This window comes from Rhodoferax sp. (assembly GCF_044236835.1).
GTDB lineage: Bacteria > Pseudomonadota > Gammaproteobacteria > Burkholderiales > Burkholderiaceae_C > Allorhodoferax.
On the sequence record NZ_JBIIGC010000002.1, the window covers coordinates 242,647 to 257,450 of the forward strand.

Genomic DNA, 14,804 nt, shown 5'->3' on the forward strand with positions numbered 1-14,804 from the left:
GGCCGACAGTGGGATCGTTTGCCAGGGCCAAGCCTGTGCCATGTTGTCAAGCGCAAGCAGTGAGCCGGTGGAGTACCTTGTGTTCACTCGGCCACCAATTCGGTGGGGTATCCGTCGGCGCGCAGCTCTAAGCCGCAGGCCGATTCGATCATGCGCACCACTTCGGGCGACTGCGCCTGGCTGCCGTAGAGGCCGCGCGCACGGCGGAAAATTTGCTGCGCCATGCTCCCCAGTTCCAGGGGTACCCCCAACTTTTCGGCGATGCCGTTGACCAGGCCCAGGTCCTTGCACGCCAGGTCCATGGTGAACTTCACGTTGTAGCTGCCCGAGAGCACCAGCTTGGACTCGGTCTCATGCACAAAGCTGTTGCCCGAGCTCGCGCGGATGGCGCGGTAGGTGGCGTCCGGGTCCACACCGTACTTGGCCGGCAGCATCATGGCCTCGCCGGCGGCAATCAGGTGGATGAAAGCCAGCATATTGGTCACCACTTTGACGACCGAGGCGTTGCCCATCTTGCCCATGTAAATGATCTCGCCACCCATGGTGGACAGGATGCTTTGCACCCGCTGGAAGGTGCTTTCTTCGCCACCCACCAGCACTGTGATTTCGCCCGAGTTGGCCAGGTGCACGCCGCCGGTGACCGGGCACTCCAGTACGGTGATGCCCTTGCTGGTCGCCACGGCCGAGAGGCGCAGCAGGTCTTCCATGTCGGTGGTGCTCATCTCAATCCAGGTGCCACCGGCCTTGAGGTTCTCGAACACGCCGCCTGGGCCCTCCACTACTTTGCGCGAGACGGCAGGCGAGGGCAGCACGGTGATCACCACATCGGCATCGCGGCAGGTGCCCGCCACATCGTCCGACCACTGGGCGCCACCAGCGAGCAGGCGTTTGGCGAGGTCTTTGTTGAGGTCGTTGACGGTGACGGGAAAGCCCGCTTGCACCAGGCTGTTGCACAGGCCTTCGCCCAGGCTGCCCAGGCCGATGAATCCGATTTTTAGCTTGCTCATTGGAGGTCCTTTGTGTTGTGGGTGTGGATCTTGATGGTTGACTGGCCGGGATTGCCGGGGTTGCCGGGGTTGCCGGGGTTTCGGCCCGGCGGCCGACTCACTTTTTTTTGCTTCGCCAAAGAAAAGTAAACAAAAGAAAGGCGAGCCGTGGGGGGCGACGTGGTGTGTAGGTGCGCCAGCGCTTCACTACGACCGCAGCGCAAACGCATCTCAGCCCACCAACCCGCACCGCAACCCCCCGAGCCGAAATCCGTAACCGGCGCGCCACCACCAAATCGGCTGTTCAGGCTCCCCTTCACCCCGCCCGGGGTGAAGGGGCGGGGGGGAAGCGGGGAAGCAACCAACCAATTCAAGCGTTGTCCTCCAAAACCATCTCCGCGCCCTTCTCCGCCACCATGATCACCGGACCATTGGTATTGCCCGAGGTGACCGAAGGAAAGATGGACGCGTCTATGACCCGCAGCCCCGCAATGCCATGCACCCGCAGACGCGCATCGACCACCGAAGTGGCTGGGTCCGGCCCCATCGCGCAGGTGCAGGAGGCATGGTAGACCGAGCCACTGCGGGTCCGAAAGTCTTGCAGTATGGCCTCGTCACTTTGCGCGTGCGCGCCGGGCAGGTGCTCGCTTTCCAGCACATCGACCAAAGGAGCGGTGTTGGCAATGCGGCGCACCATACGCGAGCCCTCGACGATGTCTTGCAGGTCGTGCTCGGTGGTCAAGAAGTTGGTGGTGATGGTGGGCTTGTCCAGCGGGTTGTTGGACGCGATGGTGACGCTGCCTCGGCTGGTAGGGACGCAGGTGTTGAAGGAAATCAAAAACGCCGAAAACGGGTCGGGGTTCATCAGCTTGAAGCGGCCGATCCGCACGGTGGCCGCACTGTAGCTGATGGGGTTGAAATACAGGTGCAGGTTGGGCCGCGCAAGACCAGGGCGGCTGCGCACAAACGCACCGGCTTGGTTGACGCTCATGCCCAAGGGGCCTTGGCGGGTGAACGCATAGCGCACCCCCGCCCACAGCTTGCCCCACCAAGTGCCCAGCGTATCGTTGAGGGTGGGTACTTTGGACTTGAAGAAGTACGACACACACAGGTGGTCCTGCAGGCCTTGGCCCACGCGTGGCAGGTGGTGCACCAGCGCTACGCCATGCTGCGCCAACAAAGCGCTGTCGCCAATGCCGCTGAGCTGCAGCAGTTGCGGCGAGTTGATGGCGCCGCCTGAAAGAATCACCTCTTTGCGCGCCTTGAAGGTATGCGCTGCGCCGTGCACCAGGCACTCCACACCCACCGCCTTTTTGCCGTCCAGCAGCACGCGACAGACATGGGCGTGGGTCTTGAGGGTCAGGTTGCTGCGCCCCAGGGCGGGCCGCAAAAAGGCGTTGGACGCAGACTCGCGCACGCCGTCGCGAATGGTCATTTGCCACAGCCCGAAGCCCTCTTTGGTCTGGCCATTGAAGTCTGGGGTGCGCGGGAATCCCAGTGCAGCACCGGCTTGCAGAAAGCGCTCGCACAAGGGGTGTACCTGGTCGGCAAAGTCGCTTACGCGCATCTCGCCGCCTGCGCCGTGGTGCTCGGATGCACCCCACACATGGTCTTCGGACTTTTTGAAGTAGGGCAGCACATTCTCCCAGGCCCAGCCGGGGTTCCCCGCAGCGGCCCAGTCGTCGTAGTCGCCCTGCTGGCCGCGGATGTACACCATGGCATTGAGTGAGCTGCTGCCGCCCAGCACCTTGCCGCGCGGCCAGTAGGAGCTGCGGCCGTTGAGCGCGGCGTCGGGTTCGGTGTGGTAGCCCCAGTTGTATTTGGGGTCGGCGAAGGTCAGGCCGTAGCCCAGCGGCACCTGGATCAGCGGGCTGCGGTCCGAGCCGCCGGCTTCCAGCAGCAACACCGTGTAGTTGCCACCTGCGCTGAGGCGGTTGGCCAATACACAGCCGGCAGAACCGGCGCCCACAACGATGAAATCAAATTCGGTCATGCAAAGGCCAACCTGGGGGTTGCAAGGATGCAATTGCGCATACTATGCCCGCTAATGCATGCCATCAATACAGCCATCTTGAGTAATTGCATATTTTTTGGGGCGCTGTGCCGTGTCGGTTGAGGGCCTGATTTCCAAAGCCAGCCTGCGCGGCAGCGGCAAGCCGCGCTACCTGTCAATTGCCGACGAGCTGGGTCAGCGCATCCGCAGTGGCCAGTTGCCCACCGGCGAGCGCTTGCCTGCGCAGCGCAAGTTGGCCCAGCACCTGGACGTCACCGCCGGAACCATTAGCCGCGCCTATGCCATTTTGGAGCAGCGCGGCATGGCCATGGCTCGGGTGGGCGATGGCACCTATGTGCGCGCACCCGAGCCGGCGCGTGGGCCCGACCCGCAGCTGACATCGCATGCGCCCATCGACCTGGCCCACAACGTGGCCATCGCGACCGACGATGCGCAAGCCCTGGCCAGCGCGATGCAGGCAGTCGCCGCCAACCCAGAGGTGCTGCGCGATGTGCTCAGTTACCAGCCCGAGAATGGACTGCAGCGCCATCGCGAAGCGGGCGCGCGCTGGCTGCGCCGCTTTGGCACCGAGGGCGACTGGCGACGCGTCATGGTCACCCACGGTGCCCAACATGGTCTGGCCTGCGTGCTGCGCACATTGGCACGTCCCGGCGATGCGGTGCTGACCGAGAGCCTGAGCTACCCCGGCTTGCAGGCGCTGGCGCGCATGATGCGCCTGCAACTGGTGGGCATAGAAACCGACGCCCACGGCATGCTGCCTCAGTCGCTGGAGCACGCGGCGCGCCATATTGACGCCAAGCTGCTGTACTGCGCCCCCAGCCTGCACAACCCCACCAACAGCACCATGCCGATAGCACGGCGCCAGGCCATCGCCGCGCTGGCGCGCAAACACAACCTGCTGGTAGTGGAAGACTGCGTGCATGCCGCAGCCCAGGCCGCACCGCTGCCCGCCCTGTGCACTTGGTTGCCGGAGCACTCGTTCTTGCTGTCGAGCTTTTCCAAGGTGATGGGGCCGGGCCTGCGGGTGGGCTACATCGAAGCGGCGCCCCAGTGGCTGAGCAAGTTTGCCGCCGGTATGCGGGCCGACTGCTGGATGGTCGCCCCGTTGATGCCCGAGATTGCCAGTCGCTGGATTGATAGCGACGTGGCCGACCAACTGATCGTTGCCCAGCGCGCCGCACTGGCCGAGCGCTTGCAATGTGCTCGCAGTGTGCTGGAAGCGGGCCTGCCGGGGTTGGATATGCGCTGCGACCCCGAGTCGCCCCTGGTGTGGCTTCCACTGCCCGAGCCCTGGCGCGCCGGCCAGTTCGTTGCAGCGCTGCGCCAGGTCGGCGTGCTGGTGCGCAGCGCTGACCACTTTGCCGTGGGCCGCTCCAGTGCACCCCACGCGGTACGCATCAGCCTCAATGCTGCGCGCTCGGTGGCTGAGATACGCACCGGCTTGGAGACTTTGGTGGGGGTACTGCAAAGTGCGCCGGTCGCGCAGATGGATCCGTGATGGGCGTGGCCGACGACCGCTACCGCACCTAGCCAGCAAACCAGTTGGTTGCAGTGCCCGTTGGCGTGGTTTGAGCATGGTCGGCAAGGCAAATCACGCTGGCGATCCATCTGCGCGACTAGGGGTTTTTAGAGGGAAAACCCCCACGGGAGCGGCACAGCGGCTTTCTACAATGGCGCCTGCTTAACTGCAGCGCTTGCGCCTTGGTGATCCCGAGGTTGTGAGTTCGTTTTCATTTCATACATTGGAGTACCCAGAATGGATCGTCGTTCAATACTTAAAAACGCTGGTATCGCCGGCGTGTTGGCTGCGGGCGCTGCGCCCGCAGTCCACGCCCAAACTGCGCTGCGCTGGCGCCTCGCTTCCAGCTTCCCCAAGGCCTTGGATACCATTTTCGGTGCTGCGGACACCTTCGCCAAAAAGGTTGGCGAAATGTCGGGCGGAAAGTTCGTTATCACCACCCACGCAGGCGGCGAGCTGATGCCCGCTTTCGGTGTGGTTGACGGCGTGCAAAACGGTACGGTCGAAATGGCCCACACCGCGCCGTACTACTTCTTCGGCAAGGATGAAACGTTTTCATTGGGCTGCGCAATTCCCTTTGGCCTTAACAGCCGCCAAATGACGGCTTGGATGTATGAAGGCAACGGCGGCAAGCTGATGCGCGAGTTCTACGCCAAATACAACATCATCAACTTCCCGATGGGCAACACCGGTGCGCAGATGGGTGGCTGGTACCGCAAGGAAATCAAGTCGGCCAAGGACATCAAAGGCCTCAAGTTCCGCGTCGGCGGCTTCGCCGGCAAAGTGATTGAGCGCATGGGTGGTGTGCCCCAGAACATTCCCGGTGGTGAAATCTATACCGCCTTGGAAAAAGGCACGATCGACGCGGCTGAGTGGGTCGGTCCGTACGATGACCTGAAGTTGGGCTTCGCCAAAGTTGCGCCCTTCTACTACTACCCCGGTTGGTGGGAAGGCGGCCCGCAGCTCGACTTGTACGTCAATGACAAGGCTTTCGCCAGCCTGTCGCCCGAAAACAAGGCCATCGTGGAAGCAGCTGCCGCGTACGCGCACACCGAAATGCAGGCCAAGTACGATGCCAAGAACCCAGCCGCCTTGCGCCAGATCGTTGGCCAAAAGGTGAAGGTGCTGCCGTTCCCCAAGGACGTAATGGACCTGGCGTTCAAGGAATCGATGGCTCTGTACGCAGACATCAGCGCAAAGAACCCCAATTGGAAAAAGGTGTACGACGACTACGCCCAGTTCCGCAAGGACTCCAACCTGTGGTTCCGCTTCACTGAGGCGCGTTTCGACAGCTTTATGCAAGCGCAAAAGAGCTTGTAAACGCCTCCCTGGTGCCGGTGTCTTGCAGATGCCGGCAGCCAACAAAAAAGCCCCGCAATGCGGGGCTTTTTTGTTGGGGTGCACAGGCCTCTTGGGCCCGTGCTTGCTATTTCTTTTTCTCTTGCTTTGCCGCGTCTTCCAGCAAAGCCTTCATGGGGTCGTCCTCAGCGGCTTGGTCGCCGTCTTTGGCAGCCTCACCCTCCTTGGCAGGATCGGCATCAGAAGCGGGATCGGCTGGCTCATCGGCGGCGGGCATCTCAAGCTGTTGCATGATTTGCTCGGCGTTGAGGGTTTCCTGCTTTTCAATGCCACCCGTTACCAATGTGGGGAAGACGATTACCGCCACCACCATGATCAGTTGCAGGACGATGAAGGCAATGGAGCCCTTGTAAATCTCGATGGTCTTGACCGAAGGAATCAGCTTGCCGGTGACCCGGTCTTTGTAGTCGAACTTGGCGGCGACGCTGCGCAAGTAGAAGAGCGCGAAGCCAAAAGGTGGCGTCAGGAATGAGGTCTGCAGGTTCATGGCGATGATCACGCCAAACCAAATCATGGCCTGGTCGGGTGTCATACCTGGCACCAAGCCGGGCAAAATTTTCTCCGCCACCGGTGCCAGCAAAGGCACCACGATGAAGGCAATTTCGAAGAAGTCGATGAAGCAGCCCAAGATGAACACCAAGATGTTCACCACGACCAAGAAGCCCCAAGCGCCGCCCGGAATCTTGTCGAACAGGTGTTCCACCCAGATGTGGCCGTCAGCCGCATTGAAGGTGAAGCTGAACACGGTCGAGCCGATCAGGATGAACAGCACGAACGAGGCCAGCTTGGCGGTGTTCTCCAGCGCCTGCTTCAACAGCGGCATGCTCAAGCGGCGCTTGCCGGTGGCAAGAATCAGCGCACCCAAGGCGCCCATGGCACCGCCTTCGGTGGGTGTTGCCACACCCAAAAAGATGGTGCCTAGCACCAGAAAAATCAGAATCAGCGGCGGCATCAGCACAAAGGTGACTTGCTCAGCCAAGCGCGACAGCAGCTTGAGGCCAGTGACTTTGTTGATGATGGCCAGCGCCAAGCCGGTCAGCGATGCCAGCGTGAGCGAAAGGATGACGATTTCATCACCCGCTGAAGGTGTGGCGCGCTCCAGCCATTGGGTCAACAGACCATCGTGCACTTGCGCCCAAGCGTAGCCCACTCCAGCGCAGAGCAGTACCAGCACCAAGAGCGAGCGGTGCCCGGAGGCGCCGTTGTCTTCCTTGAAGAGCAAGGCCTCGGGTGGCAGTGCAGGCACCATGGCGGGTTTGATAATCGCGACAGCCACGATGAAAGCGATGTACAGGGCTACCAACAACAATCCCGGTATCAGTGCGCCCGCGTACATGTCACCCACCGAGCGGCCCAACTGGTCAGCCAACACGATGAGCACCAAGGACGGCGGAATGGCCTGCGCCAAAGTGCCCGACGCGGTAATCGTGCCGGTGGCAATGGTGCGGCTGTAGCCGTAGCGCAACATCACAGGCAGGGAAATCAGACCCATGGAAATCACCGCTGCGGCAACCACGCCGGTGGTGGCTGCGAGTAGCGCACCGACCAAAATCACCGCAATGGCCACACCACCGCGCACCGGGCCAAACACCTGGCCCACGGTTTCCAGCAGGTCTTCGGCCATGCCAGAGCGTTCCAGGATGATCCCCATGAAGGTGAAGAAGGGAATGGCCAGCAAGGTGTCGTTTTGCATGATGCCGAAGATCCGCAGGGGCAGAGCTTGGAACATGGCAGCCGGAAAGATTCCCGCCTCAATGCCGATAAAGCCAAACGCCAGACCGGTAGCAGCCAGTCCAAAGGCCACCGGAAAGCCGGTCAGCAGCAGCACGAACAAGCCGATGAACATCAGCGGCACAAATTGTTGTGCCAGGAAAGTGGTTTGCATTATTTGTCTCCAGCCAGCATTTGGGCAGCCTTGGCTTCCAGGGCCTCAAGGTGCTTTTGTTCGTCGGATTTGGCTTCTTCGCTGCTCAGCACATCGGGACCCTTACCGGTCAAGAAAGCCAAACGTTTGATCAGCTCGGAGACGCCTTGCAGCATAAGCAGCGCAAAGCCCGCAGGAATCAGGGCGTAAGCGGGCCAACGGATCAGGCCGCCTGCGTTCTGCGACATCTCGCCGCTGGTGTAGGCCTGCATGAAGAACGGCCAGCCCAGCGCGATGGTGATAATGCAAAACGGAAACAGCACCAACAAAATGCCCACCACATCAATCCAGTTGCGCGCCCGGTCGCTCAACCGGGTAGAGATGAAGTCAATTCGCACGTGGGAGTTCTTGAGCAGTCCGTAGCCTGCGCCCAGCAAGAAAACGGCGGCAAACAGGTACCACTGAATTTCCAGCAGGCCGTTGGAGCTGCTGTTGAAGGCCTTGCGGACCAGCGCGTTGCCTGCACTGATCAGTGTGGTCGCCAAAATGAGCCACATGGTGGCCTTGCCGACCCAGGAACTGAGCTGGTCGATCCAGCGGGAGAGTGAAAGTAGAGCGGTCATGGTGGGGGTGCCTAAGGCATTTTTCTAACTCGGGTGCTGCAAACGGCAAGTGCTTTTGCCAGCTCCAGAGTCTAATGCCTTGCAAGCCCAGATTTGGCTGGAGAAACCCTGAGGTTCAGGCGCGCAGGCCCAACAGCAATGCGGCACTGCGCATGCCGGCCACCGTCAGTACCAAAGAGCCCACCAAGTGCAGGCCGGAGGTGGCCAGCGCGAGCGCGTAGCGCTGTTGTGTGAGCATGGCCACCACTTCGGCTGAGAAGCTGGAGAAGGTGGTGAGCGCACCCAAAAAGCCAGTCACCCATGCGAGCCGCCAAGCCGGGTCTAGATGGGGCATGGCCTGAAACACTGCAATACACAGTCCAACCAGGTAGCCCCCAATCCAGTTGGCAGCCAACGTACCCCAGGCCACGGACAAGGCGCTGGCAGCAGCTGCCGTGTTCAACCACAAGCCGAGTTGCCAACGCAGCAGTGCCCCCGCGCTGGCGCCGATGCAAATCGCCAGCACGGATTGCATCAGGGTGCCTTGCCCGGCGTGACGTCCGAACCGATAGCGGTGCTGGCTGCGCCGTTGGTGGTGGCCGGCTCCCATGGCACGCCATTGACTGTGAGCCCGTTGCGCGACAGCCTGCGCGCCGTGGCGGGCCGTATGCCGCTGACCCGGCGCATCAGGTCCGGCCAATCCACAAATGGGCCTTGGCTACGTGCCGCAAGAATACGCGCGGTGCTGGCAGGCCCCAAGCCATTGACGCTATCAAGTTCGGCTTCGTTGGCGGTATTGATCTCTACCGCGGCTAGCGCCCACGCAGCGCAGAACGACAGCAGCAGTCCAACTAGGTACTTCATCGCATCACGCTTGCCGGGTCAGCCACTGCACGTACTTTTCCACACCGGTTTGCACATCCACAAACTGGTGGTTGCAACCGGCGCTGCGCAGGGCGGCGAGGTCGGCCTGGGTGAAGCACTGGTACTTGCCGCGCAAAGCATCGGGAAATGCGACGTATTCCACCAGGCCTTGCGCAGTGATGGTCTCTAGCGGCAGCGCGTGTTTGGATTCCAAGCCGCGCATGGCATTGACCAAAGCGCTGGCTACATCGTTGAACGGCTGGGCCCGGCCTGAACCGAGGTTGAAGATGCCGCTGGCGCCGGGGTGGTCAAAGAACCAAAGGTTCACCGCAACCACGTCGTCGATGTACACAAAGTCGCGCATTTGGCCGCCCGCCGCGTAGCCACCGTATTCGCCAAACAGTTTGACCTTGCCCTCGGTTTTGAACTGGTTGAACTGGTGAAATGCCACGCTGGCCATGCGCCCCTTGTGCTGCTCGCGCGGCCCGTAAACATTGAAGTAGCGCAGGCCCACCACCTGGTGCGTGCGACCCGCTTGCGTTCGCTCAAAGTGAGCGCCGCACTCGCGGCGCATGCGCTGGTCAAACAGCAGTTTCGAGTACCCGTAGACATTGAGCGGCAACTCGTAGGCCGGGTCTTCCCGGAACACACTGGAGCCACCGTAGGTTGCCGCAGACGAGGCGTACAGCAGCCGTGCCCCGCGCTTCTGGCAAGCCTGGAACAGGTGGCAGGACACGCTGTAGTTGTTGGCCATCATGTACTTACCATCAGGCTCCATGGTGTCGCTGCAGGCGCCCTCGTGGAACACCGCTTCAATCTGCCCATACTGGCCGCTGGCGAAGCCGTCGTAGAAGGTGTCGGCGTCTTGGTAGTCGGCGATTTTGAGGTCGGCCAAGTTGCGAAACTTGTCGCCTTGCTTGAGGTCGTCCACCGCAATGATGTCGTCGATTCCGCGGGCGTTGAGCCCGGCGATGATGTTGCTGCCAATGAAACCGGCCGCGCCGGTGACCACGATACGTGTCATGCAAATAGCTCCTCATACGACACCGTTGCCGTACCAAACTTGCCCACCACAATGCCTCCAGCCCGGTTGGCCAGTGGCATGGCTTCGCGCAAGCTGGCACCCGCTGCCACCAAGGTGGCCAGGGTGGCAATGACGGTATCTCCAGCGCCAGTGACATCAAAGACCTCGCGCGCTTGGGCGCTGACATGCAGTTCACCGTGGGCATCGAACAGCGTCATGCCCTCTTCGCTGCGTGTCAGAACGACCGCTTCTAAGTGAAGCTGCTGGCGCAACTGGTGCGCCTTGGCACGCAACTCCTCTTCGGTACTCCAGGGCCCTATCACTTGTTGCATTTCGGCCCGATTTGGGGTGATGGCGGTGGCGTGCTGGTAGCGCGAATAGTCGCTGCCTTTGGGGTCGATCAAGATGGGCTTGCTCTGGGCGCGTGCCTTGGCGATCATGTCGCTCACATGGGCCAGACCGCCTTTGCCGTAATCCGAGAAAAGCACCGCATCGTGCGCTGGCAGCAGGCTTTCAAACACCGTGGTTTGGCTCGCCAGTAATTCGTTCTTTGGGGTGTTTTCGAAGTCCAGACGGATGAGCTGTTGCTGACGTCCGATGACGCGCAGCTTGACGGTGGTCTTGAGGTCAGCGTCACGGCCAAAGTGGGTGCGGATGCCGGTTTTTGCCACCAGCGCCTCGAGCTTGTGGCTGGCTTCGTCGTCGCCCACCACAGTGAGCAAGCTGGCCTGCGCGCCCAGGGTCAAAACGTTGTAGGCCACATTGGCCGCGCCGCCATTGCGCTCTTCCTCACGGGTGATGCGCACCACAGGTACTGGTGCTTCGGGGCTGATGCGATCGACCGAGCCGTACCAATAGCGGTCAAGCATCACGTCGCCCACCACCAGGACGCTGGAGCGTGCAATCTGTTCTTTGCTGATATTCATAAGAAGTGCAGGGCAGGGGGTTACAACTCTTCAACACGGCGGGCTGGGTAACTGTCCCATGCTTGGCAGCCAGGACATTGCCAGAAATGCCGCTTGGCTTCGAAGCCGCATGCTGCACACCGATAACGGGTCAGGGGTTTGACTGCATGGTCGAGTGCGCGTTGCACCTGTGGATGAAACTGCTCGTGTTCCAACTTTTCGCCGGCAATCCACTTGGCAGCCGCAACCAACGAGGGCTCTTTCTCCAGGTGGTTGGCGTACCACTGGCGCGCGCTCAAGGCCGGCAGTCCGCTGGCGGCTTCCAGCGTGACGATGGCGTCAAGCACATCCAGCGAGTGGTCCTGCGCATATGCCACCTTGAGCTCCGCGGTGGCCTGCGTGCCGTGGCCACTGGCAAGCGCCTGGGTGGCCAGCAAGGGTGCAATCAGCGCCATCGCTGCGGGTGCGACAAGAGCGGCCTCCCGCAGGGTCTGGTAAGCACCTAGGTGGTCGCCCGCGCTTTGCAGCAAGGCGGCCTTGTCGATGCGCGGTCGGGGTGATTCGGGGGCGATCACGATTGCTTGGTCCAGTAGCGCGTGGGCTTGCCCACTTTGTTGCTGTTCCACATGCGCATGCGCCTGTTCGCACAGGTAATGCGCCAGACGCCCCTTGAAACTGCCTTGACCGCTGGACTCGAGTTTGCGGGCTACACCCGCGGCATGCTCCCAGTCCCGCGACCGCTCGTAGTTGGACAGCAAAGCCAGTCGGGCTTGCGCTTCAAACGGCGTGTTCTCCAACTTGAGCAGCGCGTCCTCGGCGCGGTCCAAAAGGCCGGCCTTGAGGTAGTCCAGCGCCAGTGCGTGTTGGGCGCGGTGCCGGTCGTCATTAGAGAGGTCGGCGCGCGAGAGCAGATGCTGATGGACCCGCACCGCCCGTTCGTACTCGCCTCGCCGGCGAAACAGGTTGCCCAGCGCAAAGTGCAGCTCTGAGGTGTCGGGGTCGTTTTGTACTGCTTCGATGAATGCGTCAATCGCTTGGTCTTGCTGTTCATTGAGCAGAAAGTTCAGGCCTTTGAAGTACGCCTTGGGGTCTTGGCGCCGCGCCAAGCGCAGTTGCCGCAAATCGAGCCGCGATGCGACCCAACCCAGGATGAACACCGCTGGTAGCGCCAGCAGCAAAAGACTAAGATCAAATTCCATGGGGCGGCATGGTATTGCCTGGAGCACTTGGCGCGCCGGCTGCGGCAGTAGCCAGTGCAACGTTGGGTGGGGTTGCGCTGTCCTTACGATGGCGCCACCACCGTGGGACCATCGCTAACACGCCAATGACGACCCCAGCGGTAAACGCAACCAGTACCACCAAGACCATGGGCGCGCTCCATTGGTGGCCAAAGAAAAAACGCACTGTTGCATCTCCTTGGTTGTTCAAGGCGAACGCAAAGAGGGTAAAAAAAATGGCCACTTTAAGTGTCCACTTAAAGAGCCATGCAATGCTGTTCATCGGTTTCCTCGTTGTCGAGGTGATTCTAATCGGGCGGGTTTGATTTGCCCTTGGGTCTGGAGGACATCTCAGCCGTGCGCGCATCTACCGCTTCGCGCAGCGCTTTACCGGGTTTGAAGTGCGGAACGCGTCGCTCCGGTATGGCGACACTCTCGCCGCTGCGCGGGTTGCGGCCCATCCGGGGCGGGCGGCGGTTAATGGAGAAACTGCCGAACCCGCGTATCTCGATGCGGTGACCGCGCACAAGCGCATTGTTCATGGCATCCAGAATGGCTTTGACCGCGAACTCAGCGTCCCGCTGGGTCAATTGACCAAAGCGGTTGGCAAGTTCTTCAACCAAGTCGGAACGGGTCATCTGCAGCCGGTAATTGGGGTAAAAAAACGACCGACCACATGCGTGGCCGGTCGTTGTTGAGGCTTGGTAACCTTGCCTAAACGATGCAGAACTAGTTGTTGTCCAACTTGGCGCGTAGCAGCGCGCCCAGGCTGGTCGTGCCAGCACTTTCGCGGGCCGATTGCTGGCTCAGGGTCTGCATGGCTTCGTTCTGGTCTGCGGCGTCCTTGGCCTTAATTGACAGCTGGATGTTGCGGGTCTTGCGGTCCACGTTCACCACCACGGCTGTGACTTCATCACCTTCCTTGAGCACGTTGCGCGCATCTTCCACGCGGTCGCGGCTGATCTCCGAGGCGCGCAGGTAGCCAATGACGTCTTCGCCGAGGTCAACTTCGGCGCCTTTGGCGTCCACAGTCTTGACTTTGCCGGTGACGGTTTGGCCCTTGTCGTTGATCGATACAAAGGTGGTGAAGGGGTCGGAGTCGAGCTGCTTGATACCCAAGCTGATGCGCTCGCGGTCCACATCGACCGCAAGCACCAAAGCCTCGACTTCTTGGCCCTTTTTGTACTCGCGCACTGCCGTTTCACCAGACTCGTTCCAAGACAGGTCGGACAAATGAACCAGGCCGTCAATTCCGGCAGCCAGGCCCACAAACACGCCGAAGTCAGTGATGGACTTGATCGGGCCCTTCACGCGGTCGCCGCGCTTGGTGTTTTGCGCAAACTCTTGCCATGGGTTGGCCTTGCACTGCTTCATGCCCAGGGAGATGCGGCGTTTGTCTTCGTCGATTTCCAGAACCATGACTTCGACTTCGTCGCCCAGGGCAACGATCTTGCTGGGGGCCACGTTCTTATTGGTCCAGTCCATTTCGGAGACGTGCACAAGACCTTCGATGCCGGGTTCGAGCTCCACGAACGCGCCGTAGTCGGCGATGTTGGTGATCTTGCCGAACATGCGGGTGCCTTGCGGGTAACGGCGGTTGACGCCCATCCAGGGGTCGTCGCCCATTTGCTTCAGACCCAGGGACACGCGGTTCTTTTCGGTGTCGAACTTGAGAATCTTGGCAGTGATTTCCTGACCGGCTTGCACCACTTCAGACGGGTGACGGACACGGCGCCATGCCATGTCGGTGATGTGCAGCAGGCCGTCGATGCCGCCCAGGTCCACGAACGCACCGTATTCAGTGATGTTCTTGACCACGCCTTGCACCACAGAACCTTCTTTGAGGGTGTGCATCAGCTTGGCGCGCTCTTCGCCCATGGAGGCTTCTACCACGGCGCGGCGGCTCAGCACCACGTTGTTGCGCTTGCGGTCGAGCTTGATGACCTTGAACTCCATGGTCTTGTTTTCATACGGGGACAGGTCTTTGGTGGGGCGTGTGTCCACCAAGGAGCCGGGCAGGAAGGCGCGGATGCCGTTGACCAATACGGTCAGGCCGCCCTTGACCTTGCCGGAGGTGGTGCCGGTCACGAATTCGCCGGATTCCAGTGCCTTCTCCAAGCTCATCCAGGATGCGAGGCGCTTGGCTTTGTCGCGCGACAGAATGGTGTCGCCATAGCCGTTTTCGACGGAGTCGATGGCCACAGAAACGAAGTCGCCAACTTGGACTTCGAGCTCGCCCTTGTCACTCTTGAATTCCTCGATGGGCACATAGGCTTCGGACTTCAGTCCGGCGTTGACAACGACGAAGCTGTGCTCAATACGAACGACTTCTGCGGTGATCACTTCACCTGCGCGCATTTCAGAGCGTTGCAGGGATTCTTCAAATAGGGCTGCGAAAGATTCAGACATGTGGTGTGCGGCAAAGTACCGCGGGGTTTAGGTTGTAACAC

At 61.0% G+C, this 14,804-nt stretch carries 14 protein-coding genes; 2 read left to right on the forward strand and 12 right to left on the reverse strand.

The annotated features are described in order from the left end of the window. Positions 1 to 83: 83 nt before the first annotated feature. Together ACILRC_RS02755 and ACILRC_RS02760 are read right to left on the reverse strand one after the other, a co-directional pair. Entirely contained in the window at positions 84 to 1,007 is a 924-nt protein-coding gene (locus ACILRC_RS02755; protein WP_395667811.1) for an NAD(P)-dependent oxidoreductase, read from the reverse strand. A 349-nt stretch (positions 1,008 to 1,356) separates the two neighbouring features. Further along, positions 1,357 to 2,979 (reverse strand): GMC family oxidoreductase, encoded by a 1,623-nt coding sequence (locus tag ACILRC_RS02760; protein ID WP_395667812.1) that lies wholly within the window; start codon positions 2,977 to 2,979, stop codon positions 1,357 to 1,359. Positions 2,980 to 3,091: 112 nt separating this feature from the next. Here ACILRC_RS02760 and ACILRC_RS02765 point away from each other — a divergent pair, with 112 nt between their 5' ends. Next, entirely contained in the window at positions 3,092 to 4,498 is a 1,407-nt protein-coding gene (locus ACILRC_RS02765) for a PLP-dependent aminotransferase family protein (protein ID WP_395667813.1), read from the forward strand. Between the two features lie 258 nt (positions 4,499 to 4,756). Then, the gene (locus ACILRC_RS02770) at positions 4,757 to 5,839 is read left to right on the forward strand and encodes a TRAP transporter substrate-binding protein (RefSeq protein ID WP_395667814.1); all 1,083 of its coding nucleotides are present in this window, start codon (positions 4,757 to 4,759) and stop codon (positions 5,837 to 5,839) included. Positions 5,840 to 5,945: 106 nt separating this feature from the next. Here the strand turns inward: ACILRC_RS02770 and ACILRC_RS02775 are convergent, their stop codons facing one another. From ACILRC_RS02775 to rpsA, 10 genes are all read right to left on the reverse strand, one after another. Continuing rightward, positions 5,946 to 7,763 (reverse strand): TRAP transporter large permease subunit, encoded by a 1,818-nt coding sequence (locus ACILRC_RS02775; RefSeq protein ID WP_395667815.1) that lies wholly within the window; start codon positions 7,761 to 7,763, stop codon positions 5,946 to 5,948. After that, positions 7,763 to 8,365, reverse strand: coding sequence for a TRAP transporter small permease subunit (locus ACILRC_RS02780; protein WP_395667816.1), 603 nt, complete (start codon positions 8,363 to 8,365; stop codon positions 7,763 to 7,765). Before ACILRC_RS02780 ends, ACILRC_RS02775 begins: the two co-directional genes overlap by 1 nt. A gap of 115 nt (positions 8,366 to 8,480) precedes the next feature. Further along, positions 8,481 to 8,879 carry a fluoride efflux transporter CrcB gene (crcB, locus tag ACILRC_RS02785; protein WP_395667817.1) on the reverse strand — a complete coding sequence of 133 codons (399 nt, stop codon included), beginning with the start codon at positions 8,877 to 8,879 and terminating at the stop codon, positions 8,481 to 8,483. Beyond that, complete coding sequence (locus tag ACILRC_RS02790) at positions 8,879 to 9,208, reverse strand: ComEA family DNA-binding protein (RefSeq protein ID WP_395667818.1); 330 nt, start codon at positions 9,206 to 9,208, stop codon at positions 8,879 to 8,881. The genes crcB and ACILRC_RS02790 overlap by 1 nt, the downstream gene beginning before the upstream one ends. Before the next feature lie 4 nt (positions 9,209 to 9,212). After that, complete coding sequence (rfaD, locus tag ACILRC_RS02795; protein WP_395667819.1) at positions 9,213 to 10,232, reverse strand: ADP-glyceromanno-heptose 6-epimerase; 1,020 nt, start codon at positions 10,230 to 10,232, stop codon at positions 9,213 to 9,215. After that, positions 10,229 to 11,158, reverse strand: coding sequence for a D-glycero-beta-D-manno-heptose-7-phosphate kinase (gene rfaE1, locus ACILRC_RS02800; protein ID WP_395667820.1), 930 nt, complete (start codon positions 11,156 to 11,158; stop codon positions 10,229 to 10,231). The genes rfaD and rfaE1 overlap by 4 nt, the downstream gene beginning before the upstream one ends. A 20-nt stretch (positions 11,159 to 11,178) precedes the next feature. Continuing rightward, positions 11,179 to 12,336: a lipopolysaccharide assembly protein LapB gene (lapB, locus tag ACILRC_RS02805; protein WP_395667821.1), complete on the reverse strand. Its 1,158-nt coding sequence runs from the start codon at positions 12,334 to 12,336 to the stop codon at positions 11,179 to 11,181. Next, complete coding sequence (locus ACILRC_RS02810; RefSeq protein WP_395667822.1) at positions 12,326 to 12,637, reverse strand: lipopolysaccharide assembly LapA domain-containing protein; 312 nt, start codon at positions 12,635 to 12,637, stop codon at positions 12,326 to 12,328. Before ACILRC_RS02810 ends, lapB begins: the two co-directional genes overlap by 11 nt. A 25-nt stretch (positions 12,638 to 12,662) precedes the next feature. Next, positions 12,663 to 12,992, reverse strand: coding sequence for an integration host factor subunit beta (locus ACILRC_RS02815; RefSeq protein ID WP_395667823.1), 330 nt, complete (start codon positions 12,990 to 12,992; stop codon positions 12,663 to 12,665). Between the two features lie 91 nt (positions 12,993 to 13,083). Further along, complete coding sequence (gene rpsA, locus ACILRC_RS02820; protein ID WP_395667824.1) at positions 13,084 to 14,763, reverse strand: 30S ribosomal protein S1; 1,680 nt, start codon at positions 14,761 to 14,763, stop codon at positions 13,084 to 13,086. Between the last annotated feature and the right edge of the window lie 41 nt (positions 14,764 to 14,804).

Bases quoted from the DNA above. Each gene is read 5' to 3' on its own strand.
- crcB (WP_395667817.1), bottom strand. From the start codon at position 8,879: ATGCAATCCGTGCTGGCGATTTGCATCGGCGCCAGCGCGGGGGCACTG.
- ACILRC_RS02755 (WP_395667811.1), bottom strand. From the start codon at position 1,007: ATGAGCAAGCTAAAAATCGGATTCATCGGCCTGGGCAGCCTGGGCGAA.
- ACILRC_RS02815 (WP_395667823.1), bottom strand. From the start codon at position 12,992: ATGACCCGTTCCGACTTGGTTGAAGAACTTGCCAACCGCTTTGGTCAA.
- lapB (WP_395667821.1), bottom strand. From the start codon at position 12,336: ATGGAATTTGATCTTAGTCTTTTGCTGCTGGCGCTACCAGCGGTGTTC.
- ACILRC_RS02775 (WP_395667815.1), bottom strand. From the start codon at position 7,763: ATGCAAACCACTTTCCTGGCACAACAATTTGTGCCGCTGATGTTCATC.
- ACILRC_RS02810 (WP_395667822.1), bottom strand. From the start codon at position 12,637: ATGAACAGCATTGCATGGCTCTTTAAGTGGACACTTAAAGTGGCCATT.
- rpsA (WP_395667824.1), bottom strand. From the start codon at position 14,763: ATGTCTGAATCTTTCGCAGCCCTATTTGAAGAATCCCTGCAACGCTCT.
- ACILRC_RS02760 (WP_395667812.1), bottom strand. From the start codon at position 2,979: ATGACCGAATTTGATTTCATCGTTGTGGGCGCCGGTTCTGCCGGCTGT.
- rfaE1 (WP_395667820.1), bottom strand. From the start codon at position 11,158: ATGAATATCAGCAAAGAACAGATTGCACGCTCCAGCGTCCTGGTGGTG.
- ACILRC_RS02780 (WP_395667816.1), bottom strand. From the start codon at position 8,365: ATGACCGCTCTACTTTCACTCTCCCGCTGGATCGACCAGCTCAGTTCC.
- rfaD (WP_395667819.1), bottom strand. From the start codon at position 10,232: ATGACACGTATCGTGGTCACCGGCGCGGCCGGTTTCATTGGCAGCAAC.
- ACILRC_RS02770 (WP_395667814.1), top strand. From the start codon at position 4,757: ATGGATCGTCGTTCAATACTTAAAAACGCTGGTATCGCCGGCGTGTTG.
- ACILRC_RS02790 (WP_395667818.1), bottom strand. From the start codon at position 9,208: ATGAAGTACCTAGTTGGACTGCTGCTGTCGTTCTGCGCTGCGTGGGCG.